The organism is Bradyrhizobium sp. CCBAU 45394, from assembly GCF_028128655.1.
GTDB classification, from domain to species: Bacteria; Pseudomonadota; Alphaproteobacteria; order Rhizobiales; family Xanthobacteraceae; genus Bradyrhizobium; species Bradyrhizobium diazoefficiens.
The window spans coordinates 108,581-133,895 of the sequence record NZ_LBIX01000162.1 but is presented as its reverse complement, the minus strand read 5'-3'; the positions used below and the strand labels follow the sequence as shown (position 1 = coordinate 133,895).

Here is a 25,315-nt window from a genome sequence, read left to right as displayed (position 1 = left end):
TTGTTGAGAGAGCGCGCTATGCCAACTCCAACGTCGTCCTGGACAAGCTCGCGCAGCGAGCGCCGATCCGGGACCCATTACCCCAAGGAGTGGTTTGGCGAAGACTCGTGGTTGCCAGCTTCGTGCCGCAACTTCTCCCTGGGGTAATGGGTCCTGGCTTTCGCCAGGACGACAGCGAGAGTGTGGCGCGGTTTTGGAGCAACGCGATGTCTATTTCTTCGCGTAGATATCCTTATAGGTATCCCGCAGCACGTTCTTCTGCACCTTGCCCATGGTGTTGCGCGGCAGCTCGTCGACCACGAAGACGCGCTTGGGCATCTTGAATTTGGCGAGCCGGCCGTCGAGCGCTTTCAGCACGGAGGCCTCGTTGACCTCGGCACCCTTGTTGCAGACCAGCACGGCCGTGACGCCCTCGCCGAAATCGGCATGCGGTACGCCGATCACGGCGGACTCGACCACGCCGGGCATCGCGTCGATCTCGCTCTCGATTTCCTTCGGGTAGACGTTGAAGCCGCCGGAGATCACGAGATCCTTGCCGCGGCCGAGGATGTGGACGTAGCCCTTGCCGTCGATCTTGCCGAGGTCGCCGGTGATGAAGAAGCCGTCGGGCCGGAATTCCGCCCTGGTCTTCTCCGGCATGCGCCAGTAGCCCTTGAACACGTTCGGGCCCTTGACCTCGATCATGCCGATCTCCTCGCGCGGCAGCTCCTTGCCGGTCTCGGGGTCGGTCACGCGCAGGGAGACGCCGGGGAGGGGAAAACCGACCGCGCCGGGCACGCGCTCGCCGTCATAGGGGTTCGACGTGTTCATGTTGGTCTCGGTCATGCCGTAGCGCTCGAGCACGGCATGTCCGGTGCGCGCCGACCATTCGCGATGGGTTTCGGCGAGCAGCGGCGCCGAGCCCGAAATGAACAGCCGCATGTGCCTGGTGGTCTCGCGCGACAGCGCGGCATTTTGCAGGAGGCGGGTATAGAAGGTCGGCACGCCCATCAGCACGGTGGCGCGCGCCATCAGCTTGATGATCAGGTCAGGGTCGAGCTTCGGCAGGAAGATCATCGACGCCCGCGAAAACAGCGTCACGTTGGTCGCCACGAACAGGCCGTGCGTATGGTAGATCGGCAGCGCGTGGATCAGCACGTCCTTGTCGGTGAAGTGCCAGTAGCCGACGAGCGAGAGCGAGTTCGACGCGAGATTGTCGTGGGTGAGCATCGCCCCCTTGGAGCGGCCGGTGGTGCCCGACGTGTAGAGGATCGCGGCCAGATCGTCGTTTTCGCGCGGCACCGTCGTAAACGCGCTGCTTGCCTTGTCGGCGGCCTCCGTCAGCGAGCCCTTGCCGTCGGGGCCGAGCGTCTCGACCCCGGCCTTCACCTTCGCGGCGATCGGGGCGAGGCCTTCCGCCTTGGAGGGATCGCAGACCACCAGCGACGGCTCGGCATCGCCGATGAAGTAATCGAGCTCGTTCAGCGTATAGGCGGTGTTGAGCGGCAGGTAGACCGCGCCGGCCCGCACCGTGGCGAGATAAAGCACGATGTTCGCGACCGACTTCTCGACCTGTACCGCGACGCGGTCGCCAGGCTTCACGCCGCGCGCGACCAGCACGTTCGCCATTTGCCCGGCTCGCGCGATCAGATCGCCATAGCTGATACGGGCGCCGTCATGCGTCTCGATCGCGAGGCGTTTGGGATCGTCCAGGCCATCGAACAGGCGGGAAAACAGGTTGGCGTTGGCAGCTCGGTTCATGCAAGATTTCCTCGACCGCAAGGCTTGTAAGACAAGGTCGGTCAAAACCGAGGGCTGGATTAGCAAAAACCGCCCCGATGAAGCAACGGAGACAGTTTGCATGACCAAAAATGGGAAACGTGTGGCCTGGGTCACGGGCGGCGGCAGCGGCATCGGGGAGGCCGGCGCCGAGGCGTTAGCTGCCGACGGCTGGACGGTGGTGGTCTCGGGCCGCCGCAAGGATGCCCTGGATACCGTAGTTGCCAAGATCATCGGGGCGGGCGGGGCGGCCGAGGCCATCGCGCTGGACGTGTCCAACGCCGCCGAGGCCCAGAAGGCGGCCGATCAGATCGTCGCCAAGCACGGTCGTATCGATCTCCTGGTCAACAATGCCGGTATCAATGTCCCGAAGCGAAGCTGGAAGGACATGGAGCTGGAGGGCTGGGACAAGCTGGTCCAGGTCAACCTCAACGGCGTGCTCTATTGCATGCGCGCGGTGCTGCCGACGATGCGCAAGCAAAAGGACGGCGCGATCATCAACGTCTCGTCCTGGGCCGGCCGGCACGTTTCGAAGATGCCGGGTCCTGCCTACACCACGACCAAGCACGCGGTGCTGGCGCTGACCCATTCCTTCAACATGGACGAATGCGTCAACGGCCTGCGCGCCTGTTGCCTGATGCCGGGTGAGGTCGCGACCCCGATCCTGAAGCTGCGCCCGGTGGTGCCGAGCGAGGAGGAGCAGGCCAGGATGCTGCAATCCGAAGACCTCGGCCGCACCATCGCCTTCATCGCATCGATGCCGGCGCGAGTCTGCATCAACGAGCTCCTGATCAGCCCGACGTATAATCGCGGGTTCATCCAGACGCCGAACAACAGGGATTGAGGATTGTAGGGTGGGCCAAGCGAAGCGTGCCCACCATGCCTATCTCAATCGAGCGCGAGATGGTGGGCGCGGCGCATGCGCGTCTTTGCCCACCCTACGGCTCCTGAGATGTGTGGTGCGCCCGCTCACACACGAACGTCCCCGCACATAGTTTCACGCATCACAAAGAATTTTTCTCCGAAACCACTTTGCAAACCCTCCCGTAGTTCGGTCCAACGACGCGCTGCTGCTTCACGCCAAACTGCCGCAGCCGCCGTTGTTGCCCCAACTCAAGCACCGGCCATTGCCGGTCTCAATTCAATCGGGAGACCCTCCATGTCGAAGCGTATTGCCTATCTCGCTGCCGCCGCCTTCAGCGCCCTCGCCATCACCGCGACCGTCGTCGCGCCCGCTCGCGCCGAGGAGAAGACCGTCATGGTCGGCGGCGCCGCAATGTTCCCGTCCAAGAACATCGTCCAGAACGCGGTCAACTCCAAGGACCACACCACGCTGGTGGCGGCGGTGAAGGCGGCCGGTCTCGTGCCGACGCTGGAAAGTAAGGGTCCGTTCACGGTGTTCGCGCCGACCAACGCGGCCTTCGGCAAGCTGCCGGCCGGCACCGTCGACAATCTGGTCAAGCCCGAGAACAAGGCGGCGCTGACCAAGATCCTCACCTACCATGTCGTGCCCGGCAAGCTCGAGGCCTCCGACCTCACCGACGGCAAGAAGCTGAAGACCGCCGAAGGCGAGGAGCTGACGGTGAAGAAGATGGACGGCAAGACCTGGATCGTCGACGCCAAGGGCGGCACCTCGATGGTGACGATTTCCAACGTCAACCAGTCGAACGGCGTGATCCATGTGGTCGACACCGTGCTGATGCCGGCGACGTAACACCGCGGCGTCCTGTTTCATCCCCGACAGGGTGCTTTGAGACGGCGAGCCGGGGGCACCCGGCTCGCATTTTTGTGACCAGCATAGCCTGCCGGCATCGACTCGATGTCGTGCGCAGGCGTAACGAAAGCGGACGCATCGGCGTATATTCGGTGTCACACGACGTTCAGGACGGAACCACCATGGCGAGCCTTACAGTCACCGACGAGCAGGTCCGGTCCAGCCCGGCCAAAGTGATCCAGCCGGCCTGGGTCCGCCTCATGCATTGGATCAACGCTCTTGCCATGATCCTGATGATCCTGTCGGGCTGGCAGATCTACAACGCCTCGCCGCTGTTCGGTTTCAGTTTCCCGCGCGAGTACACGCTTGGCGGCTGGCTCGGCGGCGGCCTGCTCTGGCATTTTGCGGCGATGTGGCTGTTGATGATCAACGGCCTTGCCTATCTCGTCACCGGCTTCGCCACCGGCCGCTTCCGCAAGAAGCTGCTGCCGATCACCCCGTCCGGCGTGCTCCACGACGTCAGGGCCGCGCTGACCTTCAAGCTCGGCCATGACGATCTCACCGTCTACAATTACGTGCAGCGACTGCTCTATGCCGGCATCATCGTCGTCGGCGTGCTGATCGTGCTCTCCGGCCTGGGGATGTGGAAGCCGGTGCAGCTCTATTATCTCGTGATGCTGTTCGGCGACTATCCGACCGCGCGCTACGTGCACTTCTTCTGCATGGCCGCGATCTGCGCCTTCCTCGTCATTCACGTCCTGCTCGCGCTGCTGGTGCCGAAGAGCCTGCGCGCGATGATCATCGGGCGATAAGGGAGAATAGCGATGGCCAAGCGTTCATTCCTGATCCCCGGCGTTGACAAGCGGTTGCTCATCAAGGACGCCATCAAGACGATGCCGGATTTTACCCGTCGCCGCTTCATCGCGGGCGGCGCCAGCCTCGGCGCGCTGACGCTGCTGACCGGCTGCGACGTCGTGGACTCGTCCTCGGCCGATACGCTGCTGGCGCAGGTCTCGAAGTTCAACGACGCGGTGCAGGCCTTCATCTTCAATCCCGACGCGCTGGCGCCGACCTTCCCCGAGAGCGCGATCACGAAGCCGTTTCCATTCAACGCCTACTACGATCTCGACGACGCGCCGGAGGTTTCGGCCGCGGACTGGAAGCTCGAAGTGCGCGGCCTCGTCGACAACAAGAAGTCCTGGACGCTGGACGAGCTCTATAAGCTGCCGCAGGTCACGCAGATCACCCGTCACATCTGCGTCGAGGGCTGGAGCGCGATCGGCAGCTGGACCGGCACGCCGCTCCGCGATTTCCTCAAGCTGATCGGCGCCGACACGCGCGCCAAATATGTCTGGTTCCAGTGCGCCGACAAGGACGGCTACAACTCGCCTCTCGACATGCGCAGCGCGCTGCATCCGCAGACCCAGATGACGTTCAAATATGCCAACGAGATTTTGCCGCGCGCCTACGGCTTCCCGATGAAGATCCGCGTGCCGACCAAGCTCGGCTTCAAGAACCCGAAATACGTGGTCTCGATGGAAGTCACCAACGACTACAAGGGCGGCTACTGGGAAGACCAGGGGTATAATTCGTTCAGCGGGAGCTGATTGAGGCAGTCATTCCGGGGCTCGCGAAGCGCGTGCTGCCGTAGGGTGGGCAAAGGCGCAACGCGCCGTGCCCACCACCTTCCCGTTATTTTAGAGATCGTGGGCACGCTTCGCTTTGCCCACCCTACGGTACCGATTGCCGGGCCGGCCCCACCTTCCGCTGGCACAGCGCCGCCACCGCGCCCAACGCCAGCAGCGCCGCCGAGACGTTCAGCGCGTAACTCAGGCTGCCCAGCGCATCCGTGATGGCGCCGACCACGATCGGCCCCAGCGTCTGGCCGACGCCGAACGAGATCGTCATCGCCGCGATCGCGGTCGGCCATACCTCGGGCGGATAGTTGAAGCGGACGAAGGCCGTGGTCGAGCCGACCACCGCGAAGAAGGCGACGCCGAACACGACCGCCGAGACCGCGAGCCACGCCGGCGAATGCCCCAGCATCGGCAAGGCTGCGCCGAGCGCGTTGGTGCCGAGGATGATGGCGGTGGCAAGCCCGCCGCGATCGAGCGCGAGGACGCCGCGCCAGACCCACGGCGTGACGAAGGCACTGAGGCCGATCAGGCTCCAGAACGCCGCCTGCGCCGCGGCTCCGCCACCGCCGTCGCGCACATAGGCGATCATGAAGGTCATGTAGGCGATGTAGCCGGCGCCGAACAGGAAGTAGCCGGCGAGATAGATCAGAACGGGGAGAATCGCGAACGAGGCGTGGCTGCCTTCAGTGAAACGCACGCGGCTCTCGATGCGGACCAGGAACAGCGGGACGGTCATCGCGGCCGAGAGCAGCGTCATCGCCCACCACACCAGCCACCACGAGCCCGGCCCGAAATACTGCAGCGTGAACGGTGCGATCAGCCCCGAGGCGAGAATGCCGATCCCGGGGCCGGCATAGAACAGGCTGAGCAGGAAATTCGCCCGCGCGGGCTGCGACTGCGCGATCGAAGCGGCCAGCGCGCCGCCGGCGACGAATCCGGCTGCGGCACCCAGGCCCAGCACCAGGCGTGCGAGGCTCAGCGCGACGAAATTCCCCGTCAGCGCGCAAGTGGCGAGGGCGGCGACGCAGGCGAGGGTTCCGCCGCGGATCGCGGCCGACCAGCCGATGCGCTGGATCAGCCTGGACGCCACCAGTGCGCCCACGAGGTAGCCGACGGCGTTGATGGTGTTCATGAAACCGGCCGCCGAGTAGGACCAGCCGAGGGTCTCCCGCATGTCGGGCAGCACCAGCGCATAGGCAAAGCGGCCGATGCCGAGCCCGACGGTCGCTGCCAGCGACAGGATCAGGATCAGCCGCGCGGGGTGCGCGTCGGGCGGGGGGCGGTCAGGCGCGTGCAAGGGGGTACTCCGGCGTCCCGCACTGTGGCAGGCCCTGCCGGTCTTGCACAGCCGCGGCGCGGCAATGGTGTCTTGCCAAGCGCGCAACGCCGCTCTAGCACTCCGGCCGGCCGTCATTCCGGGGCGCACGCGAAGCGGGCGAGCCCGGAATCCATAACCCCGGCTGGTGGTTATGGATTCCCCGCCCGCGCCAGGAGGCGCGTCCCGGAATGACGAGAGAGGATCGAGAAGGAAACGACCATGGCGACCCACAAACTGCTGCTGCTCCCCGGCGACGGTATCGGCCCCGAGGTGATGGGCGAGGTGAAGCGGCTGATCGACTGGCTCAATTCGGCCGGGATCGCCAAATTCGAGACCGACACCGGCCTCGTCGGCGGCTCCGCCTATGACGCGCACAAGGTGTCGATCTCCGAGGGCGACATGGCCAAGGCGCTGGCCGCCGACGCCATCATCTTCGGCGCGGTCGGTGGTCCCAAGTGGGATGCCGTTCCCTACGAGGTGCGTCCCGAAGCCGGCCTGCTGCGCCTGCGCAAGGATCTCGGCCTGTTCGCCAACCTCCGCCCCGCGGTGTGCTACCCCGCGCTGGCCGATGCCTCGAGCCTGAAGCGCGAGGCGGTCGAGGGCCTCGACATCATGATCGTGCGCGAGCTCACCGGCGGCGTCTATTTCGGCGAGCCCAAGACCATCACCGATCTCGGCAACGGCCAGAAGCGCGCCATCGATACCCAGGTCTACGACACCTATGAGATCGAGCGCATCGCCCGCGTCGCCTTCGACCTTGCCAAGAAGCGCAAGAACAAGGTGACGTCGATGGAGAAGCGCAACGTCATGAAATCGGGCGTGCTCTGGAACGAGGTCGTGACCCAGGTCCACAAGCGCGAATATCCCGACGTCACGCTCGAGCATCAGCTCGCCGATTCCGGCGGCATGATGCTGGTGAAGTGGCCGAAGCAGTTCGACGTCATCGTCACGGACAATCTGTTCGGCGACATGCTGTCCGACATCGCGGCGATGCTGACCGGCTCGCTCGGCATGCTGCCCTCGGCCTCGCTCGGCGAGGTCGACGTCAAGAGCAAGAAGCGCAAGGCGCTGTACGAGCCCGTGCACGGCTCGGCGCCTGACATCGCCGGCAAGGGCCTCGCCAATCCGATCGCGATGATCTCGTCCTTCGGCATGGCGCTGCGCTACTCCTTCGACATGGGCGCGCTCGCCGACAAGGTCGATGCCGCGATCGCCGCCGTGCTGGCCAGCGGCCTGCGCACCGCCGACATCAAGTCGGAAGGCACCACGGCCGCCTCGACCACGCAGATGGGCGAAGCGATCCTGAAGGAATTGCAGAAGCTGCACGCGTAAGCGGCAAGTGCCGTCATTCTGGGTCTGGTGCTTGCGCACCATCCCGGAATGACGGTGCGAGAAAACAAAATGGCCGGGCGCGAGCCCGGCCATTTGATTCGGTGCCTGCGTCCGCCTCAGTACAGCGGGAAGTTCTGCGGATAGCCGCCGACATCGGACGGCGGGGACAGCGGCTGGCGATCGATCGGGCGGTTGAGGTTCTCGCGGGCGAAGGACGGATAGCCCACCGCCGGCGGGAAGGCGTAGTCGGAGAACTTGCGATCGCCCGGATTGACCTCGGTGCCGCCGTCGAGCCAGGAGCGCTTGCTCACATAGATGCGGGTGCGTCCCTGCTGATAGACCGTGTTGGGGCCGCTCGGGCCGTAAACGGGCCGGCCGCGATCGTCATAGCGCTGCTTGGTCCTGGTGTCGGCCGAAGCCGGTGCCGCGAAGACCATGGCAATCGCGGCGCCCGCCGCAAGCAACGTCGCCAATTTGTTCGCGGCAGAAAATTTCGAGCTCATCACGTCCCCTTCAGGCGGCAAGCCGCCAGTCGATTTCGACCCATACTAGCCCGGTCGGGGTGGCCGCAACTAGGTCTATTGGGTCACACCAGGGCGGAATAATCGTGCGCGCCGGCAAAAGTTGCATGAATACCAGCCACTTGAGCTTGATGCCGGTCAAAGCGCCCCGCGCAATTGCGCGTTCGCGGCGCCCAGCAGCCAGTCGGGCGAGCCCTCGGGGTCACAACCTCTGCGCTTGAGCTCGGCACGGGCGAACAATTCCGCCAGCTTCGGCTCGTTGCCCGAGGTGAGCAGCGTCAGCCGGTTCAGCGTGCAGGCGATGGCCGCGCGCTGGGCGGGCAGCGTCTCGCCCTGGCAGGAGAAGCCGGAGATCTGGAGCGCCGGCTCCTCGCTGCGCTTGAGATAGCCAAGGCACGCCTGCGCCGTGCCGGTCGGCCGATACAGGGCGACCGGGCCGAATTTCGTGTCGATCAGGCCGGCCTGCTCGAGCGGGGCGGCCGCACCAAGTCCCATCTGGACGGCCAGGTCTGCTGTGGCCGGGCGCGCCACGTCGAATTCGCCGCCTTCCCGGTAAATATCGAGCTCGGCGACGGGCCGGTCTGCCTCGCCAGTCCAGCGCATCACGTCCCGGCGGCCACCTTCGGGATGTCGCAGGATGGTATAAGTGGCTGTTTTATCTGATGAATTTAGCCGGCTGATGGCGAAGGCCGGATGCGAGTGGTCGGCCACGCTCCAGCCCGGCTTCAGCGCCGGATCGTCGTCGCGCAGGCTCGGGAGCTGACCCAAGGCCGCAAGGCCCAGGATGGCAAACAGCACCAGCGTCCCCACATAGGCGAACAGGCGCGCCAGCGTGCCGACGACCTCGTCGGCGAAATTGGCGAGCGCCAGATGGATCTGGGTGGGAGTTGCGGCCGTGCTGGCCTCAGGCGACTGCATCCATTGCCTTCAGGCATGGTCCAACGTTGTCTTGAGGCCGGTTCTCGCATAGAAGCGCTGCTCTTCCTGTTTAAGCGTCAGCTTCGGGAACGGGCTTTTTCATCGGAGAGTGAACGATGGGTTACAAAGTCGCAGTCGTCGGCGCGACCGGCAATGTCGGACGGGAAATGCTCAACATCCTCGATGAGCGCAAATTCCCCGCGGACGAGGTCGTGGCCCTCGCGTCACGCCGCAGCGTCGGCGTCGAGGTCTCCTATGGCGACCGCACCCTGAAGGTCAAAGCGCTCGAGCATTACGACTTCTCCGACGTCGACATCTGCCTGATGTCGGCGGGCGGCTCGGTGTCGAAGGAATGGTCGCCGAAGATCGGCGCCGCCGGCACGGTCGTGATCGACAATTCTTCGGCCTGGCGCATGGACCCGGACGTGCCGCTGATCGTGCCCGAGGTGAACGCGGATGCGGCCGCGGGCTTCAAGACGAAGAACATCATCGCCAACCCGAACTGCTCGACCGCGCAGCTCGTGGTCGCGCTGAAGCCGCTGCACGACAAGGCGACCATCAAGCGCGTCGTGGTCTCCACCTATCAATCGGTGTCGGGCGCCGGCAAGGATGCGATGGACGAATTGTTCTCGCAGACCAAGGCCGTCTACACCAACAGCGAGATCGTCAATAAGAAGTTTCCCGCGCGCATCGCCTTCAACATCATTCCCCAGATCGACGTCTTCATGGAGGACGGCTACACCAAGGAAGAGTGGAAGATGATGATGGAGACCAAGAAGATTCTTGATCCCAAGATCAAGCTCTCCGCGACCTGCGTGCGCGTGCCTGTCTTCGTCGGCCACTCCGAGGCCGTCAACATCGAGTTCGAGAATCCGATCAGCGCCGACGAAGCGCGCAACATCCTGCGCACGGCGCCCGGCTGCCTCGTCATCGACAAGCATGAGCCCGGCGGCTACGCCACGCCGTATGAAGCCGCCGGCGAGGACGCGACCTATATCAGCCGCATCCGCGAGGACGCGACAGTGGAGAACGGCCTCGTACTGTGGTGCGTGTCCGACAATTTGCGCAAGGGCGCAGCCCTCAACGCGATCCAGATCGCGGAAGTGCTGATCAACCGCAAGCTGATCAGCGCGAAGAAGAAGGCGGCGTAAGCCTTCGCCCACGCCTCTCGTCGTCCCGGATCGGCGCTCCGCTCTGGACAACGCTGCGCGTTGCCAAGAGCTCCGCTTGTCCGGGACGACGATCTCGTTTGATGCGCCAGTTTACGAGATCGACTACGCCGCGTCCTTGACGCTGCGGAATTCCTTCGCGACCTTGTCCAGCACGAACAGCGATCCCTCGGCGACGCCGAAATAGGCGCCGTGGGTCTGCATCTGGCCGGCATCGACCGCCTTCTGCACGAACGGGAAGGTCATCAGGTTTTCCAGGCTGCGGAACACCGCGGCCTTTTCGATGCGCTCGACGAATTGCGCCATCGATTCGTGGTCGCGCTGCTCGACCACTTCGCCGGGCTTGATGAACATCTGCATCCATTTGCCGATGAAGTCGCCGGGGGTGAGCGGCTCGATCTTGTCGACGAAGGCGCGGATGCCGCCGCATTGCGCGTGCCCGAGCACCACGATGTGCTTCACCTTCAGCACCGTCACGGCATATTCGAGCGCGGCCGAGACGCCGTGCGCGTTGCCGTCGGGCTGATACACCGGCACCAGGTTGGCGATGTTGCGGACGACGAACAATTCACCCGGGCCGACGTCGAAGATCACCTCGGGCGAGACGCGGCTGTCGCAGCAGCCGATCACCATCACTTCCGGGAACTGCCCCTTCACCGACAGCTCGCGATAGCGGGTCTGCTCGGTCGGCAGCCGCTGGGTGGCGAAGGCTTGGTAGCCTTCCAGCAAATGCTTCGGGAATGTGACCATGGCCTATGCCTAACCATATACCGCAGGGGCGAACAAGCCTTTCGAATAGGCATGCCAGATGCTATCGGCTCAGGTCAGAAGAGATATGAGGAAACCGGAAGGACCATTCGCATGACCCGCCCGCGCCGCAGCCATCTGTTCATGCCCGGCTCGAACCCCCGCGCGCTGGAGAAGGCGCGGAATCTGGCCGCCGACGGCCTGATCCTCGATCTCGAGGATTCCGTCGCCCCTGACGCTAAGGCAGCGGCACGCGACGGAATCGCCGCCGCGATCGCGGCCAAGGGGTTCGGCAAGCGCGAGATCCTGATCCGGACCAACGGTCTCGATACGCCCTGGTGGGCCGATGACGTCGCGATGGCGGCCAAGGCATCGCCTGACGGCATCCTGGTTCCAAAAGTTTCAAGCGTCGAAGATCTCGACGCGATCGGCCGCCGCCTCGCCGAGCTCGGCGCCGCGCCGACCGTGAAGGTCTGGGCCATGATCGAGACCGCGCGCGCCGTGCTCCATGCCGAGGAGCTGGCCGCCGCCGGGCGCAATCCAACGAGCCGCCTCTCCGGTTTCGTGTTCGGCCCGAACGACATCTCGCGCGAGACGCGCATCAAGATGCTGCCCGGCCGCGCCGCGATGATCCCGATGATCACCCACTGCATCCTGGCGACGCGCGCCCACGGCCTCGAAATCCTCGACGGCCCCTACAGCGACATCAACAATTCCGACGGTTTCGCCACCGAATGCGCGCAGGGCCGCGACCTCGGCTTCGACGGCAAGACGCTGATCCACCCCTCGCAGATCGAAGCCTGCAACGCGATCTTCACGCCGCCGGAAGAAGAAGTCGCGCGCGCGCGAAAAATCATCGCGGCGTTCGAATTGCCCGAGAACGTCTCGCGCGGCGCGATCCGCCTCGACGGTGCGATGGTCGAGCGGCTCCACGCCGACATGGCCAAGCGTACCATCGAGATCGCGGACGCGATCGCCGCGATGAGCAAGGGCTGAGCGACCCGGTCGCATTCAAGTCGTCCCTAAGCGACCGCAGCTTTTCCCGTTGCGGTGGTGACGGACAATGCTACGCTCGCGCCCGATATTTGATCCGGGCAAGTATTTGATGCGCATTTTTTGGGTCGCCGTCCTCCTCGCCTCGTCACTCTCCTTCGTCTCGCCAGCGCTTGCACAGCAGGCCCGGGTTGCGCTCGTCATCGGCAACGGCGCCTATGAGAAAGTGCCTGAGTTGCCGAACCCGACGCGCGATGCGGCCGACATCGGCCGCGCCCTCGAGCGTCTCGATTTCAAGATTACTCAGGTCAAGAACGCCAACGCGCAAGAGATGAGGAAGGCCGTCGTCGAGTTCGGCCGGGCTGCCGAGGGAGCCGATCTCGCCGTGGTGTTCTACGCGGGGCACGGCATGGAGGTCAGCGGCGAGAACTGGCTGATTCCGGTTAGCGCAGAGCTGCGCAGCGACACCGACATCGAGAGCGAGGCCATCAGCCTGCGCTCCGTGAGCCTTCAGGTCTCGAAGGCCCGGAAGCTGGGCCTAGTCATTCTCGACGCGTGCCGCAACAATCCGTTCGCAGCGAAGATGAAGCGGTCGATCGCCACCCGGGCCGTAGCTCGTGGGCTCGCGCCGACTGAGCCCTCCGACAATGTTCTGATTGCCTACGCCGCCCGCGACGGCACCACGGCGAGTGACGGCGATGGCCGGAACAGCCCCTTTACCGCGTCGTTGCTTCGCCACATTGAAACACCGGGCCTCGAGATATCGTTTCTGTTTCGCCGGGTCCGCGACGACGTGATGGCGGCGACCAAACGCGAACAGCAGCCCTTCGTGTACGGCTCCCTGTCGAAGGAGGAGATCTACCTGAAGGCGCCTGCCGCGAGCGCTCAGGCGCCAGCCGCATCACCGCCGGCGGCCGCGGCTCCCGCAGAGGACGAGAAGTTTTGGCTGGCGATCCAGACGTCGACCGTGGCGGGCCTGTTTGAGGAGTTTCTGGCAAGATATCCGCGCAGCGGCCATGCTGCAGAGGCTCGCCAGCGGATCAAGGATCTCAAGGCCAGCGAAGTGGCGGCCGTGCCGTCCCTCACCGCCTCTCCGGCATCGGATGCGAGCCGGCGCCAGGGACCAGATACGAAAGCCGTCGTCCGAAACGTTTTTGCGCCCGAGGATAACCAGAAAGTTGCTGCCATCGCGGCCGCGCAGCAGCTCAAGCTGCCGAGCTTCACGATCTCGTCCGGTCACGACGTCCAGCCCAAATCCGATTCCAAATTTGTTGGCGTGTGGTCCAACAAGCGTGGGTGGACGAATGGCAAGGGACGCTATGCCATGCTGATCGTTACCGAGGTGTCCGCCACGGGATTGGCCAAGGGGTACTATCTCTGGGGGCCGCCGACAAAGGCATCGTGGGTCAAAGACGAGGCCGGGTATCAATCGTTCGCAGAGTACATTACGGACAACAAATTCTCGATCACCGGGACGCCAGTTACGGTCAGGATGGAGAAGAACGTTCTGGCCCTCTCTTCCTTCAGGAAGGAGAAGCCATCCGAGACGGCGAGCATAGAGCTTCGTCCGGTCTGGCAGCTTGTGCCGGTGCCGGAGGATGTCGAGCCTTCAACCAAGCGCGAAAAGACCTCGCAGCCGCATCCCGTCAGAAAGGAGAGCACTGCCGAGCCGCACGCTCCGGCGAGCGTCGGCGGCGCGAGCATGGAAGAGCGTTATCGCGCCTGCAGGAAGCTCGTGAAGGGATTTGCCCGGCGCGAGGCTTGCGCGCGAACCGGTGTGATCTAGCGCCGGCGACGCGTCCGTCGCCAGGGCATCGATCGGTGCGGACGACCGCTCAATGCGTCTCCACGTCTGCGCGCTCGAGCGATTCCAGCGTCGCGGCATTGCCGCAATAACCGTGGTAGTTCTCCGCGGCGGTGCCGTCGGCGAGATCGCGGTCGCACTGTCCCTTGTGACCGCAGAGCGAGCAGACCCGCTCCATGTCGCGCAGCAGCAGCGGCTGCGCGCGTCCGAGCCCTTCCGCACTGATGCCGAGCTGCTCCAGCATCTTGGGCAGCTCATCGGCGGCGTGCTTGCCATGGCGGACCAGCTCTTCGAGATCATCAGGCGCGATCCTGAGATCGCTCGCGATCCGGTCGAAATCGGCGCGGTCGAGCTGCCGCATTTCGTTCATCTCGCGGCGATGCTTCAGCCAGCTCGCAAAGGAGTCGATGAGATCCTGAACGATGGGATAAGGCCTGCTTGCGGTGCTCATGCGAGGCTCCTCTTGGGGTCGTGAAATTGGAACCAGATTAGGCACAATGATGCAGGAGCGCGTTGCGCTGGATCAAACAGGAAGAGCGGGCTGCGAGGTGGTCAACCTCTCCCGCTTGCGGGAGAGGTCGGCGCGAAGCGCCGGGTGAGGGCTTTCTCCTCTTGGGGGGCTCGCCTGCGGAGACACCCTCTCCCCAACCCTCTCCCGCAAGCGGGAGAGGGAGCGCACTTCCTGCGCGACAGCTAGCCGAACCGCTCCGTCGCCCAGGCATACAGGCTGCCCGGGATCGGTTTTTCGCTACCGCGTCCCTTGGGCGAGATGTGCAGGCCGATTATCTGGGGGTCGGTGACGAGGCCGAGATAGCTCGAGGGATCGAAGAACAATTTTGGCTCGGCATGCACGGCGTAGAACGACTGCTTCGGCAGCGCGTTCTGCAATTCTCCTGTGCGGCGCGCGAGCGCGGTCAGCGCGGCCGGCCCGAAGATCGCAACGCGAATATCGGAGAGGCGGTTCGAGCCGCCGCGCAGGCGGCGCATCATGAAGGTGATGCGATGGCGCACCGACAGCCAGTTCGGCGTCAGCTCTTCCTGCTCCATCAATTCCTCGAAGGCGGCGACGATGCCGTGCTCCGCCGGCAGATAGATCACGGAATTGCCGAGCTGGCGCGGCCGCTCCCAGGCGAAATAGGGCTTTGCCGGGTCGATCACGACGGGCTTCAAGAGCAATACGTCGGCATCGAGCCAGAGGCCGAGGCCCTTCGCCATCAGCTTCATGCGGAAGAAATCGCTGAACTGAAGCGTGGTCCAGTCGCGCCAGCTGCCGTCCGGCTGCGGCGGCCGCAAGCGCTCTGAGAATGCGTGCGGGAGGATCGCTTCGGCCTCGGCATTCTCGATGCCTGCCGGCAGGCCGGGAATGGTGTCGAAACTGTAGACCGTGACCTTGTGGCCGGCCGCAAGCTGCGAGCGCAGACAGGTCTGGCGCAGGGCGTCCATCGGGCCGTGCCAGAAGGTGACGATGTCGGGCAGCATGCGCGGAAGCTATAGGGGATAATCAGGGCAAAGAAAAAGCCCCGGCGCAATCAGCACCGGGGCTTGAACCGGATATCGAGATCACGCCCAGGCGCGTTCGCGCTTGAGCTTGTCCTCGTAGGTGTCGATCGAGGCCTTCTTCTCCATGGTGAGACCGATGTCGTCGAGGCCGTTGATCAGGCAGTGCTTGCGGAACGGGTCGATCTCGAACTTGACCTTGCCGCCGTCAGGGCCGCGGATCTCCTGGTTCGGCAGGTCGATCGTCAGCGTCGCGTTGGCGCCGCGCTCGGCGTCGTCGAACAGCTTGTCGAGGTCTTCCTGGGAGACGCGGATCGGCAGAATGCCGTTCTTGAAGCAGTTGTTGTAGAAGATGTCGCCGAACGAGGTCGAGATCACGCAGCGGATGCCGAAGTCGAGCAGCGCCCAGGGCGCGTGCTCGCGGCTCGAGCCGCAGCCGAAATTGTCGCCGGCCACCAGCACCTTCGAATTGCGATAGGCGGGCTGGTTGAGGACGAAATCAGGGTTCTCGCTGCCGTCGTCCTTGTAGCGCTGCTCGGAGAAGAGCCCCTTGCCAAGGCCGGTGCGCTTGATGGTCTTGAGGTACTGCTTCGGAATGATCATGTCGGTGTCGACATTGATGATCTTCAGCGGCGCCGCGACGCCTTCCAGCGTGGTGAACTTGTCCATCTTGGCTTCCCGGTTTGTCGTCAGGGGAGGGCTATTTAGCCCGGTTGCCGCACGAATCCTAGGCCGGATTCGGCAATCTTGGTCTGTCAGACTGGCGGAGCCATGCTGTCGGGGACAAAGCCGGTCGGCAGGCCGTCGATGCTCTTCATGTTCTTCAGGCCCCAGTATTTTCGTAAGTTGCTGACGCCCTGCGCCGTCCAGTAGCGGATCAGGCTGCCGCGTTCCTGCTTGTAGTCGAACAGGGGCACGCCCATGCCGCACGACGTCTGCACCAGGTCGACTGAGAGGCGGACGATCTGGCGCACCCCGGCGATGTCCTCGAACTCCGAAACGAGATCGGAATATTCCGGCGTGCCGCGCATGAGCGATCGACCCTCGCCATAGAGCCGCAGGATCATCGGGGGGCCGTCGAAGGCGCAAAACATGATGGTCAGCCGCTTGTCCTCGGAGGCGCTCAGGTGCGCGCGGGTCTCGCTGCCGCTGCCGGTGCAGTCGAGATAGGCAACGTCGCTCTCTCCCAGCACCCGGAACGACGACAGGCCCTTGGGAGACACGTTGATGCGCCCCTTTGGCGGGGCGCTCGCGACGAAGAATATCTTCTGCCGTTCGATGAAAGCCCTGTGCTCGGGTTCGATCCCAGTGAATTGCCTGCCCATGCCCGCTGGTCCTTTCCGCAGCAACGCCGCCACCGGAAAAGAGCTAAGCATGCTTTTTATACCCGTTTAAGAATATTATTTATGCTGGTATAAAAACCACCATGAAAGGACCAGACCCGATCGCTCCAGCTCTTTCGCTCAGCGCGCTCCTGCGCGCGCTCCGGGAGCGCCAGTCTCCGGCAGAATTCGGCCTCGCCACCGGAGCACGGCGGCGCACGCCCGGCCTCCGGCGCGAGGAGGTCGCTCAGCTCTGCGGATTGAGCGTCACCTGGTACACGTGGATTGAGCAGGGTCGCGATGTCTCCGTCTCGGCGTCGACACTTGCGCGCCTCGCGCGCGGATTGCGCCTGTCACGCGCCGAGCGCAGCTATCTGTTCGAAGTTGGGGGCAGGCGCGATCCCGAGCGTCCCGGCCACAGCGACGATCCGCCGGAGGAGGTGCTGGCCTGCGTCGATGCGATCGACGGTCCGGCCTACATTCTCGATCGCACATGGGGCGCGCGTCGTTGGAATGCGAAAGCGTCGGTTCTGTTTGCCGGATGGCTCGACGCTGACGGTGAAAAAAATCTGCTGCGCTACATCTTCCTCAGGCCCGAGGCGCGAACATTGATCCTCGACTGGACCTCGCGCGCGCAACGCGTCGTCGCGGAATTCCGCGCCGCCGTCACAGCCTATTCCGACGATCCGGACATTCGCCGGCTCGTCGAGGAATTGCGAGTTGGAAGCGCCGACTTCGAACGCTGCTGGGAGACGCAGGGGGTTTTGGCACGCGAAGGCGGCGAGCGTGCGTTCGCTCATCCGACCATGGGGCTGCTGCACTATCAGCAGGTGTCGCTGTCGCTCGCGGGCTGGTCCGACTATCGACTGACGATGCTTGTCGGTCGTATCTCAGTTTGAAGTTTCGTCAGTTGGGCGAGAGCCTGATACGAGAAAAATGTGAATCTGCTGCGCGATGATCCGCTGAGCAAAGTCTGCTTGCTCCCGAGTGACTAGCTGCCCGGCGATCAATTCCTCAACGGCATAGCCTGCCACCATATCGGACCACTCTAAGTCCGGTGCCAGCCTAAGAGGTGGTTTGGCCATGTGCCCTCCCTTTTGAGACATTGCCTGCTTGTTGCTGCGCCGGGCCTTGATAAACCCGCGTCCTACTCCGCCCGAGCCTCGATTGCCGCCATATCGTCGTCCGAAAGACCAAAATGGTGGCCGATTTCGTGGATCAGGACGTGGCGGACGATATGGCCGAGGCTTTCGTCGTGCTCGGCCCAGTAATCCAGGATCGGCCGCCGGTAGAGCCAGACCATGTTGGGCAGCCGCGCCACATCGCCAAAACTCTGCTGGGGCAGGCCGACGCCCTGGAACAGGCCGAGCAGGTCGAACTCGCTCTCGCACTCCATCTCGTCCATGACGTCCTCGGTCGGGAAGTCGTCGACGCGCAGGATCACGCCCTCGCAGAGGCCGCGGAACTCCGCTGGCAGGCGCTCGAAGATGTCGTGTGCCGTCGCTTCCATCTCGGCCAGCGAGGGCGCTTTCAATTCCGTCCACATGAGACCCTCATAGCGCGGGTTCCGCGGCGTTGCATCCCGCTTTATAGGATCGGGCCAAGAAGGAGCGTTGACGCCGCGCGCGAAAACGGGGAGCGTACGGCGCATCAAGGGGTTGGCTCAGGTCAGTGGTGGTGCGATGCGGGCGGGAACAGCAGTTCTGGTTCTACTGTGCATGGGGTTGTTTTCGACTTTTTTTGTCGGCGGCGGAGCCAATGCTCAGACGCAGACGGCCGCCCCTGAAATCCGGCTGGCCCAGGCCGTCTCGCCCGACGCGCCGCCGCCACGCAGGCGCCCTCCGGCGCGCCTGCGTGTCACGCCCTATTACAGCCCGGACGGCGTCTATCCGCGCTACAATCCCGGTCCCGATGCGGTCCGCGAGTGCAACGCGACCTATGTGCAGGAATACCGGCCCAGCGGCACGGTGATCGTGCCGCATATGAGCTGCTACTGGCGCCGAGGCTGACGCCCCCTTCAATGCCCGCGGAGCGCGCCGATCAGGCCGGCGCCGACGACAGCTGCGGACGCGCCATAGACCAGGATCGTCATCACGAGCTGAGTCAGCGGGCTTGCCGCGCCGGCCTCGACGCCCGGTCCCTGCGCGGCAATCGCCGAGCTCGCACCGAGTGCAAGGCTCGCTGCGATCACGAGGCGAGATATCCGCAATCCGCTGGAATTCGGCATGACCATCTCCTGCATTCGCTCGACCAGAAGATACGTTCGTCGCTGACGGCCGGTTTTGGCAGCGCCTGAAATGTTGCGCCGGGACTCAGGAACTTGTCGCGCCCTCTGCATTCATGTCCGGGGCGCGTTCATCCATAGCCTATTCAGTCTCAAGGCTCTAGGGTCCGGGCCTAATCCTTGTGTCGTAACGCCTGGTCAGCGCGTGCACCGCAAGAACGAAGCCCGCATGCTGGGCGCGGAGGTCCTCATGACGCGATGGATTGCATTGGCCGTTATCGTTGGGCTCGCCGCCGCCATGCCTCGCGCTTCCGCGGTGCAGAGAATGACGAAGCCGGATGCCTCGGCGGGGATCGCAGTTTTTGATGCGCGACGACACACGCGACATGACGACATTGCGCGGCACTCTGCGTCCCGTGATCCGCGCTACTACGCGCGGCCTGTCTACTACCGTCCCTATCCCTACGGTGTGCCCGCTCCCTTCGTGCTCGGTTTCGGACCGTGGTGGTGACGCGCTAGCCGGCAGGCGCAAATCCCTTCACCAGCAGCACGGTCGCCTGCGCGCCCGCCTTGCGATCGCGCGAGATGTCCTCGTAGTCGGCTGAGGTGGAGAAGGCAACAAACGCGGCTTCGTCGGGAAACGACATCATGACAAGTTTGTCATAGGGCCAGGCGCCTTCGAGCACGTGGGGCTGTTCGTCGGCCGCGAGAAGCCGCCCGCTGTACTTCCTGAACACATCGAAGAACCGCGCCTGGTAGCGGTCATAGGCCGCGCGGTCCGTCATCTTCAATTGCGCGATCGCGTAGACAGTCATTGCAAGAACTCCTCCCATCGCGGCACTGCGCCGCGGCGCGTTGCCCGCAACATCGTTCATTCATGACGCGTTCACGTCGCTGTCCCTAATTTAATCTTGGGAGCGACCGCGAATGAACAGCCAAATGAGCAGCGGTGGCGCGAGGCGCTGCGCCGCAATGCCGCTGTCCAGGTTCAGGAGAATTCGATGCTGAGGATTCTGGGTGTTGGGACAGGTCCGATACGCTTGCTCGGGCTGGCGGCCGTTGCCACGCTGATGCTGTCGGCCGGGACGGCGCGCCGCGCCGAGGCGATGACTCCAATCAATCCGACGGCGTTGCCGGCAGCGAAGGCCGCAAGCGACGACCTCGTTACGCAGGTTCGCCACGGCGGCGGGGGACATGGTGGTGGCGGACATTTTCACGGCGGCGGCGGCGGTGGCTTCCGCGGTGGCGGAGGACATTTTGGCGGCTTCCATGGCGGCGGCTTCCGCGCCGCGCCGGCCTTTCACGGCGGCGGCATTCGCTACGGCGGAGTTCACCACTATGGCGGCGGCGGATTCCATCGCTACGGAGCCTATCGCCCGCATTACGGCTATCGCCACTTCCACCGGCGCTATTATTACGGCGGCTACTATCCCTACTACCACTATCCGCGCCGCTGCCGGATCATCTGGACCTATTACGGCCCGCGCCGCATCTGCCGCTGGCACCATTGGCATCGCTGGCACTATCCGTACCGCTATTGGTGATGTGAGTTACGCCTGAAATCAGCGCAGTCATTCCGGGATGGCGGGTTAGCGCCAGACCCGGAATCTCGAGATTCCGGGTTCGCCCTATGGGCGCCCCGGAATGACTGCGGATAGTGGTGCTCTTTGATTCAGAGCCAATCCTTCAGCTTCCACGACGAAGCTTTCCACCGCATCAGGTTCTCGAGCTTCCACTGCTTGAACATCGCCGGCGGCCAGCGGCTGAGCTTTGAGGTCTCCTCGACCTCCGGCTTGGCGACGATGCGCAAGGGTGTCGCGCGCCGCCGGTGCTGGCGGGTCGCCTCGCTGATCAGATCGACATATTCAGGCTTGTTGGCCATCAGGCGTGTCCTCGCGAAGTCGTCGCGAAGACGCAGTGTCGGCGCTGGCGATTAACGGCGGTTTGCCGCTTTAGCTCAAATTGCGGGGAGCGGCTTAGCGCCACTCCCTGACGTCGACGAAGTGACCCGCGATCGCAGCTGCCGCCGCCATCGCCGGCGACACCAGATGCGTGCGGCCCTTGAAGCCCTGGCGGCCCTCGAAATTGCGGTTCGAGGTCGAGGCGCAGCGCTCTTCCGGCTTCAGCTTGTCCGGGTTCATGGCAAGGCACATCGAGCAGCCCGGCTCGCGCCATTCGAAGCCGGCCTTGATGAAGATCTTGTCCAGACCCTCGGCCTCGGCCTGCTCCTTCACGATGCCGGAGCCCGGCACCACCATGGCGTTGACGCTGGCGGAGACCTGCTTGCCTTCCGCGATCTTGGCGGCGGCGCGCAGATCCTCGATGCGGCCGTTGGTGCAGGAGCCGATGAAGACGCGATCGAGCTTGATGTCGGTGATCTTGGTCCCCGCCGTCAGGCCCATGTACTTCAAGGCGCGGTGCTTGGAGAGACGCTTGGCCTCGTCCGCGATCTTGTCGGGGTCCGGGACGATGCCGGTCACCGAGATGACGTCTTCGGGCGAGGTGCCCCAGGTCACGATCGGCGGCAGCTTGGCCGCGTCGAGCCGCAGCTCGTGATCGAAATGCGCGCCGTCGTCGGAGCGCAGTTTCTCCCAATAGCGCATCGCCGCGTCCCAGGCCGCGCCCTTCGGCGCCTTGGGGCGGTCGCGCAGGAAGTCGTAGGCTTTCTGGTCGGGCGCGACGAGGCCGGCGCGGGCGCCGCCTTCGATCGACATGTTGCAGACCGTCATGCGGCCTTCCATGCTGAGCGCGCGGATCGCCTCGCCGGCGTATTCCAGCACGTAGCCGGTGCCGCCCGCGGTGCCGATCTCGCCGATGATGGCGAGGATGATGTCCTTGCCGGTCACGCCGTCAGGCAATTTGCCGTCGACGGTGACGCGCATGTTCTTGGCCTTCTTCTGGATCAGCGTCTGCGTCGCCAGTACGTGCTCGACCTCGGAGGTGCCGATGCCGTGCGCGAGCGCGCCGAACGCGCCATGCGTCGAGGTGTGGCTGTCACCGCAGACGATGGTGGTGCCGGGCAGGGTGAAGCCCTGCTCGGGGCCGATGACGTGGACGATGCCCTGGCGCTTGTCGAACTCGTTGTAATATTCGATGCCGAATTCCCTGGCATTGTCGGCCAGCGCCTTGATCTGCTCGATGCTCTCCGGATCCGGATTCGGCTTGGTGCGGTCGGTGGTCGGCACGTTGTGGTCGACGACGGCGAGCGTCTTCTCGGGCGCGTGGACCTTGCGCCCGGTCGCGCGCAGACCTTCGAACGCCTGCGGCGAGGTCACCTCGTGCACCAGATGGCGGTCGATATAGAGCAGGCAGGTGCCATCGTCGGCTTCGTGCACCAGATGGTCGTTCCAGATCTTGTCGTACAGGGTGGTCGGCTTGGACATGAGCTTGAGCTCCGGGAATGTTGTGTCAGCGGATATGCGCGGATGGCGCGCGGGCAACAAAATCGTCGGCGCAGCTTTTAGGCTGCGCGCGTAAGCTCTGACGTTGCCGAGGTCGCGAAGCGTCCGAAGAACCGGCCAGGCAGCCGCGAGCGATCGTCTATGACGATGCGCTTGACGGGGGCGAGGCTGGTCAGATCTGGAAACATTCCAAGAATATATAGCAGGGAGATTTGGAAGCGCGAGGGCTTTGACGCGCACGGCTGACGCAACAAAAAAGCGCGGGGCGTTCGGCCCCGCGCTCTTCGAAACTTGCCTGGTGGGCGGAGCTTACTCGCCGACGGCAGCCTGGCGGTCCTGCTTCTCGACGATGCGGGCCGACTTGCCGCGAAGGTTGCGGAGGTAATAGAGCTTGGCACGACGCACCTTGCCGCGGCGCACGACCTTGATCGAGTCGATCATCGGCGACATCACCGGGAACACGCGCTCGACGCCCTCGCCGTACGAAATCTTGCGCACGGTGAAGCTCTCGTTGAGGCCACCGCCGGAACGGCCGATGCAGACGCCTTCATAGGCCTGCACGCGGGTGCGGTCGCCTTCGACGACCTTCACGTTGACGATCACGGTGTCGCCGGGACCGAATTCCGGAATGTCCTTGCCGGCGGACAGCTTGTCGAATTGCTCTTGTTCGAGCTGCTTGATCAGGTTCATGGGTAAATCTCCATCGGCGCGCCCAGCCTTTTCAAACGGGGGCTGCGCAAAATTCGTCTATCCAGCCATTGCGGATTTGGCCGCTGCTATAAGGCAAGCCGGAGCGTTTGTCACCCGTCTGTCTTGTTTTTTGGCGTTTTTTGGCGACCGGCCCGATTCGGAGCCTTGACCGGGATCTGGGCCCATAAATCGGGCCGCCGGGCCGCCGTCAGGGCCTCGGCCTCGGCCCGCCGCCAGGCCGCGACCTTGGCGTGGTCGCCGGAGGTCAGGATCTCGGGGATCGGAACCCCTTCGAACAGCTGCGGGCGGGTATATTGGGGGTATTCGAGCAGGCCGTCGGAGAAGCTTTCCTCGGTTCCCGAGGCTTCCTTGCCCATCACGCCCGGCAGCAGCCGGACGCAGGCGTCAATCAGCGCCAGGGCCGCGATTTCGCCCCCGGAGAGCACGTAATCGCCGATCGAGACCTCCTCCAGGCCCCGCCCGTCGATCACCCGCTGGTCGATCCCCTCGAACCGCCCGCAGACGATCAGGGGGCCGGGGCCCCGGGCGAGCTCCACGACGCGAGCCTGGGTCAATGGCCGACCCCGCGGGCTCATCAGCACGCGGGGGCGTTCCTTTGAAGAACCTTGGCCGATCTCCGCCGCGTCGATGGCGGCCGCCAGAACATCCGCCCGCAGCACCATGCCCGGACCGCCGCCGGCCGGGGTGTCGTCCACGCTGCGGTGGCGGTCGGTTGCCGAAGCGCGAATATCCCGCGCCTCGAGCTGCCAGAGCCCGGAGGCCAGCGCGCGGCCGGCCAGGCTCACGCCGAGCGGCCCCGGAAACATCTCCGGAAACAGCGTCAGCACCGTCGCGCGCCAGGGTGAGGAAGTCGTCATCGCCGCTGGTTAGGGCATTGCGGCCGACAGGTCGAGGCCTCGGATTCCTCAGGCTCGCCGGTCATTCGGCAGATGCGATGCCAGCACCAGCGCGAGCGGGCAGATCGCAAGCGCCGTGACGGCCGTCGCCGCGGTTGCCAGCGTCGGACCGACGGCGTCGCCGAGCAGGCCGTAGAGCACCGGCGCGATGGCGCCCGATCCGATCGTGCCGGTGTAGAACAGCGCGAAGGCGCGCTCGGTGCGATGGGGCGATGTGAGCTCGGGGACCGTGCCGTAGAGAACCGAGGACGTGCCGTTGAGCATCACGCCGAGCAGCGGCAGCACGATGATCGCCGGGATCAGCGGCAATGCGAGCACCGCGAGGATCAGCGCGGCGGTGCCGCCCTCGGTGAGAAGCACGGTGCGGATCGTGCCGACGCGTTCGCCGAGCCAGCCGCAGGTGAATTTGCCGGCGGCGCCGCCGATGAAGACCATCGCCAGCGCAAAGCCGCTCGTCGGCAGCGAGGCGCCCTTGTCGCGCAGCAGGAACGGCAGGAAGGTGAGGAAGCCCATCCGCACCGCACTGTCGAGAATCCCGATCGCGAGCAGCCAGGAGAAGCCGCCGCGGCCGGCATGCGTGCCTTGCGTCGTGACCGCTGATTTGTGCGCAAACCCCTTGCCGACAGCCGGCATCAGCAGCGCGAGGCAGAGCGCAACGACTAGGCCCATCAGTGCGACCAGAAGCAGCGCGTGCCGCCACGACATGATCACCAGCAGCACCGCGGTCAGGGCCGGGAGTGCCGCCTTGCCGAGATCGCCGCTGAAATTATAGATGCCGAGCGGTCCGCGCGCCGCCTTGCCATAGGCGCGCGACACTGCGGCCGAGGCGAGCGGATGCTGCGTGCTCGAACCCGCGCCGGATATGAGGAGCGCAAGGCCCAGTCCCATGACGCCGCCGGACAGTCCGGCCAGGACATAGCCGAGCGCGGCGAGCAGCGTGCCGAGCGCGAGCAGGATCTTGCCGTCGATCCGCTCGGCGAGGCGGCCGACCGGGATTTGCAGCCCGGCCATGGCGCCGGAATAGAGCCCGCGCATCACCGCCAGTAGCCCGTAGCTGAGCGCGAATTCGGCCTGCCAGACCGGCAGCAGCACATAGATCAGGTCGGTGTAGCCATCGTGCAGGGCGTGGTTGATGCCGGTCGCCGCCAGGGTGCGGCGCGGCTTGCTCAGCGTCTCCTCGCCGGGAGGGGCCGTTTGCGATTGCGATAGAAAACCTGAGGGGAGAATTGCCACGATCTCAAACCAAAAGCAGTCGAAAGACGAAGCTATGTAAGTGCTTTGGCCTCCACTATGCGGCCTTCAACAATCCGTCACAAACCAGTAATAATCGGATCATGCGCTAGAAATTCTATT

General features: G+C 64.5%; 29 protein-coding genes. 11 read left to right on the top strand and 18 right to left on the bottom strand.

Features of this window, described 5'->3' with window-relative positions; genetic code table 11:
• Nucleotides 1-210: 210 nt before the first annotated feature.
• Nucleotides 211-1,740 carry a malonate--CoA ligase gene (locus WN73_RS20700; protein WP_028174911.1) on the bottom strand — a complete coding sequence of 510 codons (1,530 nt, stop codon included), beginning with the start codon at nucleotides 1,738-1,740 and terminating at the stop codon, nucleotides 211-213.
• 100 nt (nucleotides 1,741-1,840) lie between these two features.
• On the opposite strand from WN73_RS20700, the gene WN73_RS20695 reads away from it, so the two are divergent.
• From WN73_RS20695 to WN73_RS20680, 4 genes are all read left to right on the top strand, one after another.
• Nucleotides 1,841-2,602 (top strand): SDR family oxidoreductase, encoded by a 762-nt coding sequence (locus WN73_RS20695; protein WP_028174910.1) that lies wholly within the window; start codon nucleotides 1,841-1,843, stop codon nucleotides 2,600-2,602.
• A 315-nt stretch (nucleotides 2,603-2,917) separates the two neighbouring features.
• Nucleotides 2,918-3,472, top strand: coding sequence for a fasciclin domain-containing protein (locus WN73_RS20690; RefSeq protein ID WP_028174909.1), 555 nt, complete (start codon nucleotides 2,918-2,920; stop codon nucleotides 3,470-3,472).
• Between the two features lie 182 nt (nucleotides 3,473-3,654).
• Complete coding sequence (locus WN73_RS20685) at nucleotides 3,655-4,284, top strand: cytochrome b/b6 domain-containing protein (RefSeq protein WP_028174908.1); 630 nt, start codon at nucleotides 3,655-3,657, stop codon at nucleotides 4,282-4,284.
• Nucleotides 4,285-4,296: 12 nt separating this feature from the next.
• Nucleotides 4,297-5,079 carry a molybdopterin-binding protein gene (locus WN73_RS20680; RefSeq protein WP_028174907.1) on the top strand — a complete coding sequence of 261 codons (783 nt, stop codon included), beginning with the start codon at nucleotides 4,297-4,299 and terminating at the stop codon, nucleotides 5,077-5,079.
• 124 nt (nucleotides 5,080-5,203) lie between these two features.
• Here the strand turns inward: WN73_RS20680 and WN73_RS20675 are convergent, their stop codons facing one another.
• The gene (locus WN73_RS20675; protein WP_028174906.1) at nucleotides 5,204-6,406 is read right to left on the bottom strand and encodes a YbfB/YjiJ family MFS transporter; all 1,203 of its coding nucleotides are present in this window, start codon (nucleotides 6,404-6,406) and stop codon (nucleotides 5,204-5,206) included.
• Between the two features lie 240 nt (nucleotides 6,407-6,646).
• Between WN73_RS20675 and leuB the strand changes: the two genes are divergently transcribed.
• The gene (gene leuB, locus WN73_RS20670; protein WP_011083334.1) at nucleotides 6,647-7,759 is read left to right on the top strand and encodes a 3-isopropylmalate dehydrogenase; all 1,113 of its coding nucleotides are present in this window, start codon (nucleotides 6,647-6,649) and stop codon (nucleotides 7,757-7,759) included.
• Between the two features lie 116 nt (nucleotides 7,760-7,875).
• On the opposite strand, the gene WN73_RS20665 is transcribed toward leuB, so the two are convergent.
• Together WN73_RS20665 and WN73_RS20660 are read right to left on the bottom strand one after the other, a co-directional pair.
• Nucleotides 7,876-8,262, bottom strand: a complete 387-nt coding sequence (locus WN73_RS20665; RefSeq protein ID WP_028174905.1) for a hypothetical protein — start codon at nucleotides 8,260-8,262, stop codon at nucleotides 7,876-7,878.
• Nucleotides 8,263-8,418: 156 nt separating this feature from the next.
• Nucleotides 8,419-9,198 (bottom strand): hypothetical protein, encoded by a 780-nt coding sequence (locus WN73_RS20660; protein ID WP_028174904.1) that lies wholly within the window; start codon nucleotides 9,196-9,198, stop codon nucleotides 8,419-8,421.
• 116 nt (nucleotides 9,199-9,314) lie between these two features.
• On the opposite strand from WN73_RS20660, the gene WN73_RS20655 reads away from it, so the two are divergent.
• Entirely contained in the window at nucleotides 9,315-10,349 is a 1,035-nt protein-coding gene (locus WN73_RS20655) for an aspartate-semialdehyde dehydrogenase (protein WP_011083332.1), read from the top strand.
• 123 nt (nucleotides 10,350-10,472) lie between these two features.
• On the opposite strand, the gene WN73_RS20650 is transcribed toward WN73_RS20655, so the two are convergent.
• Nucleotides 10,473-11,117: a carbonic anhydrase gene (locus WN73_RS20650; protein ID WP_011083331.1), complete on the bottom strand. Its 645-nt coding sequence runs from the start codon at nucleotides 11,115-11,117 to the stop codon at nucleotides 10,473-10,475.
• Nucleotides 11,118-11,228: 111 nt separating this feature from the next.
• On the opposite strand from WN73_RS20650, the gene WN73_RS20645 reads away from it, so the two are divergent.
• Both WN73_RS20645 and WN73_RS20640 read left to right on the top strand, forming a co-directional pair.
• Entirely contained in the window at nucleotides 11,229-12,110 is an 882-nt protein-coding gene (locus tag WN73_RS20645) for an HpcH/HpaI aldolase/citrate lyase family protein (protein WP_028174903.1), read from the top strand.
• A 67-nt stretch (nucleotides 12,111-12,177) separates the two neighbouring features.
• Nucleotides 12,178-13,893: a caspase family protein gene (locus tag WN73_RS20640; protein WP_049832545.1), complete on the top strand. Its 1,716-nt coding sequence runs from the start codon at nucleotides 12,178-12,180 to the stop codon at nucleotides 13,891-13,893.
• 49 nt (nucleotides 13,894-13,942) lie between these two features.
• Here WN73_RS20640 and WN73_RS20635 read toward each other — a convergent pair whose 3' ends face one another.
• From WN73_RS20635 to WN73_RS20620, 4 genes are all read right to left on the bottom strand, one after another.
• Nucleotides 13,943-14,362, bottom strand: coding sequence for a hypothetical protein (locus WN73_RS20635; protein WP_028174902.1), 420 nt, complete (start codon nucleotides 14,360-14,362; stop codon nucleotides 13,943-13,945).
• Between the two features lie 242 nt (nucleotides 14,363-14,604).
• The gene (locus WN73_RS20630; RefSeq protein WP_028174901.1) at nucleotides 14,605-15,390 is read right to left on the bottom strand and encodes a hypothetical protein; all 786 of its coding nucleotides are present in this window, start codon (nucleotides 15,388-15,390) and stop codon (nucleotides 14,605-14,607) included.
• Nucleotides 15,391-15,471: 81 nt separating this feature from the next.
• Nucleotides 15,472-16,077 carry a 3-isopropylmalate dehydratase small subunit gene (leuD, locus tag WN73_RS20625; RefSeq protein WP_028174900.1) on the bottom strand — a complete coding sequence of 202 codons (606 nt, stop codon included), beginning with the start codon at nucleotides 16,075-16,077 and terminating at the stop codon, nucleotides 15,472-15,474.
• Nucleotides 16,078-16,163: 86 nt separating this feature from the next.
• Entirely contained in the window at nucleotides 16,164-16,733 is a 570-nt protein-coding gene (locus WN73_RS20620) for a pyridoxamine 5'-phosphate oxidase family protein (RefSeq protein ID WP_028174899.1), read from the bottom strand.
• A 101-nt stretch (nucleotides 16,734-16,834) separates the two neighbouring features.
• On the opposite strand from WN73_RS20620, the gene WN73_RS20615 reads away from it, so the two are divergent.
• The gene (locus tag WN73_RS20615) at nucleotides 16,835-17,629 is read left to right on the top strand and encodes a helix-turn-helix transcriptional regulator (protein ID WP_028174898.1); all 795 of its coding nucleotides are present in this window, start codon (nucleotides 16,835-16,837) and stop codon (nucleotides 17,627-17,629) included.
• On the opposite strand, the gene WN73_RS20610 is transcribed toward WN73_RS20615, so the two are convergent.
• Both WN73_RS20610 and WN73_RS20605 read right to left on the bottom strand, forming a co-directional pair.
• On the bottom strand, nucleotides 17,621-17,815 hold the full coding sequence (locus WN73_RS20610) for a hypothetical protein (RefSeq protein WP_039186418.1): 195 nt from the start codon (nucleotides 17,813-17,815) through the stop codon (nucleotides 17,621-17,623). The genes WN73_RS20615 and WN73_RS20610 overlap by 9 nt on opposite strands.
• A gap of 62 nt (nucleotides 17,816-17,877) precedes the next feature.
• The gene (locus WN73_RS20605) at nucleotides 17,878-18,276 is read right to left on the bottom strand and encodes a metallopeptidase family protein (RefSeq protein WP_028174896.1); all 399 of its coding nucleotides are present in this window, start codon (nucleotides 18,274-18,276) and stop codon (nucleotides 17,878-17,880) included.
• Nucleotides 18,277-18,448: 172 nt separating this feature from the next.
• On the opposite strand from WN73_RS20605, the gene WN73_RS20600 reads away from it, so the two are divergent.
• Nucleotides 18,449-18,739, top strand: a complete 291-nt coding sequence (locus tag WN73_RS20600; protein WP_028174895.1) for a hypothetical protein — start codon at nucleotides 18,449-18,451, stop codon at nucleotides 18,737-18,739.
• 8 nt (nucleotides 18,740-18,747) lie between these two features.
• Here WN73_RS20600 and WN73_RS20595 read toward each other — a convergent pair whose 3' ends face one another.
• Together WN73_RS20595 and WN73_RS20585 are read right to left on the bottom strand one after the other, a co-directional pair.
• Nucleotides 18,748-18,957, bottom strand: a complete 210-nt coding sequence (locus WN73_RS20595; protein WP_162185886.1) for a hypothetical protein — start codon at nucleotides 18,955-18,957, stop codon at nucleotides 18,748-18,750.
• A 512-nt stretch (nucleotides 18,958-19,469) separates the two neighbouring features.
• Nucleotides 19,470-19,769: a DUF1330 domain-containing protein gene (locus WN73_RS20585; RefSeq protein WP_028174892.1), complete on the bottom strand. Its 300-nt coding sequence runs from the start codon at nucleotides 19,767-19,769 to the stop codon at nucleotides 19,470-19,472.
• A 186-nt stretch (nucleotides 19,770-19,955) separates the two neighbouring features.
• Here WN73_RS20585 and WN73_RS20580 point away from each other — a divergent pair, with 186 nt between their 5' ends.
• Nucleotides 19,956-20,498, top strand: a complete 543-nt coding sequence (locus tag WN73_RS20580) for a hypothetical protein (protein ID WP_028174891.1) — start codon at nucleotides 19,956-19,958, stop codon at nucleotides 20,496-20,498.
• A 128-nt stretch (nucleotides 20,499-20,626) separates the two neighbouring features.
• Here the strand turns inward: WN73_RS20580 and WN73_RS20575 are convergent, their stop codons facing one another.
• The 5 genes from WN73_RS20575 to WN73_RS20555 all read right to left on the bottom strand — a co-directional run bounded on the left by WN73_RS20575 (nucleotide 20,627) and on the right by WN73_RS20555 (nucleotide 25,195).
• Entirely contained in the window at nucleotides 20,627-20,836 is a 210-nt protein-coding gene (locus WN73_RS20575; RefSeq protein WP_028174890.1) for a hypothetical protein, read from the bottom strand.
• A 94-nt stretch (nucleotides 20,837-20,930) separates the two neighbouring features.
• Nucleotides 20,931-22,337 carry a 3-isopropylmalate dehydratase large subunit gene (gene leuC, locus WN73_RS20570; protein ID WP_011083319.1) on the bottom strand — a complete coding sequence of 469 codons (1,407 nt, stop codon included), beginning with the start codon at nucleotides 22,335-22,337 and terminating at the stop codon, nucleotides 20,931-20,933.
• A 327-nt stretch (nucleotides 22,338-22,664) separates the two neighbouring features.
• The gene (rplS, locus tag WN73_RS20565; protein ID WP_011083318.1) at nucleotides 22,665-23,045 is read right to left on the bottom strand and encodes a 50S ribosomal protein L19; all 381 of its coding nucleotides are present in this window, start codon (nucleotides 23,043-23,045) and stop codon (nucleotides 22,665-22,667) included.
• Nucleotides 23,046-23,155: 110 nt separating this feature from the next.
• The gene (trmD, locus tag WN73_RS20560; RefSeq protein ID WP_271554594.1) at nucleotides 23,156-23,923 is read right to left on the bottom strand and encodes a tRNA (guanosine(37)-N1)-methyltransferase TrmD; all 768 of its coding nucleotides are present in this window, start codon (nucleotides 23,921-23,923) and stop codon (nucleotides 23,156-23,158) included.
• Nucleotides 23,924-23,971: 48 nt separating this feature from the next.
• Entirely contained in the window at nucleotides 23,972-25,195 is a 1,224-nt protein-coding gene (locus tag WN73_RS20555) for an MFS transporter (protein WP_271554593.1), read from the bottom strand.
• Nucleotides 25,196-25,315 lie beyond the last annotated feature (120 nt).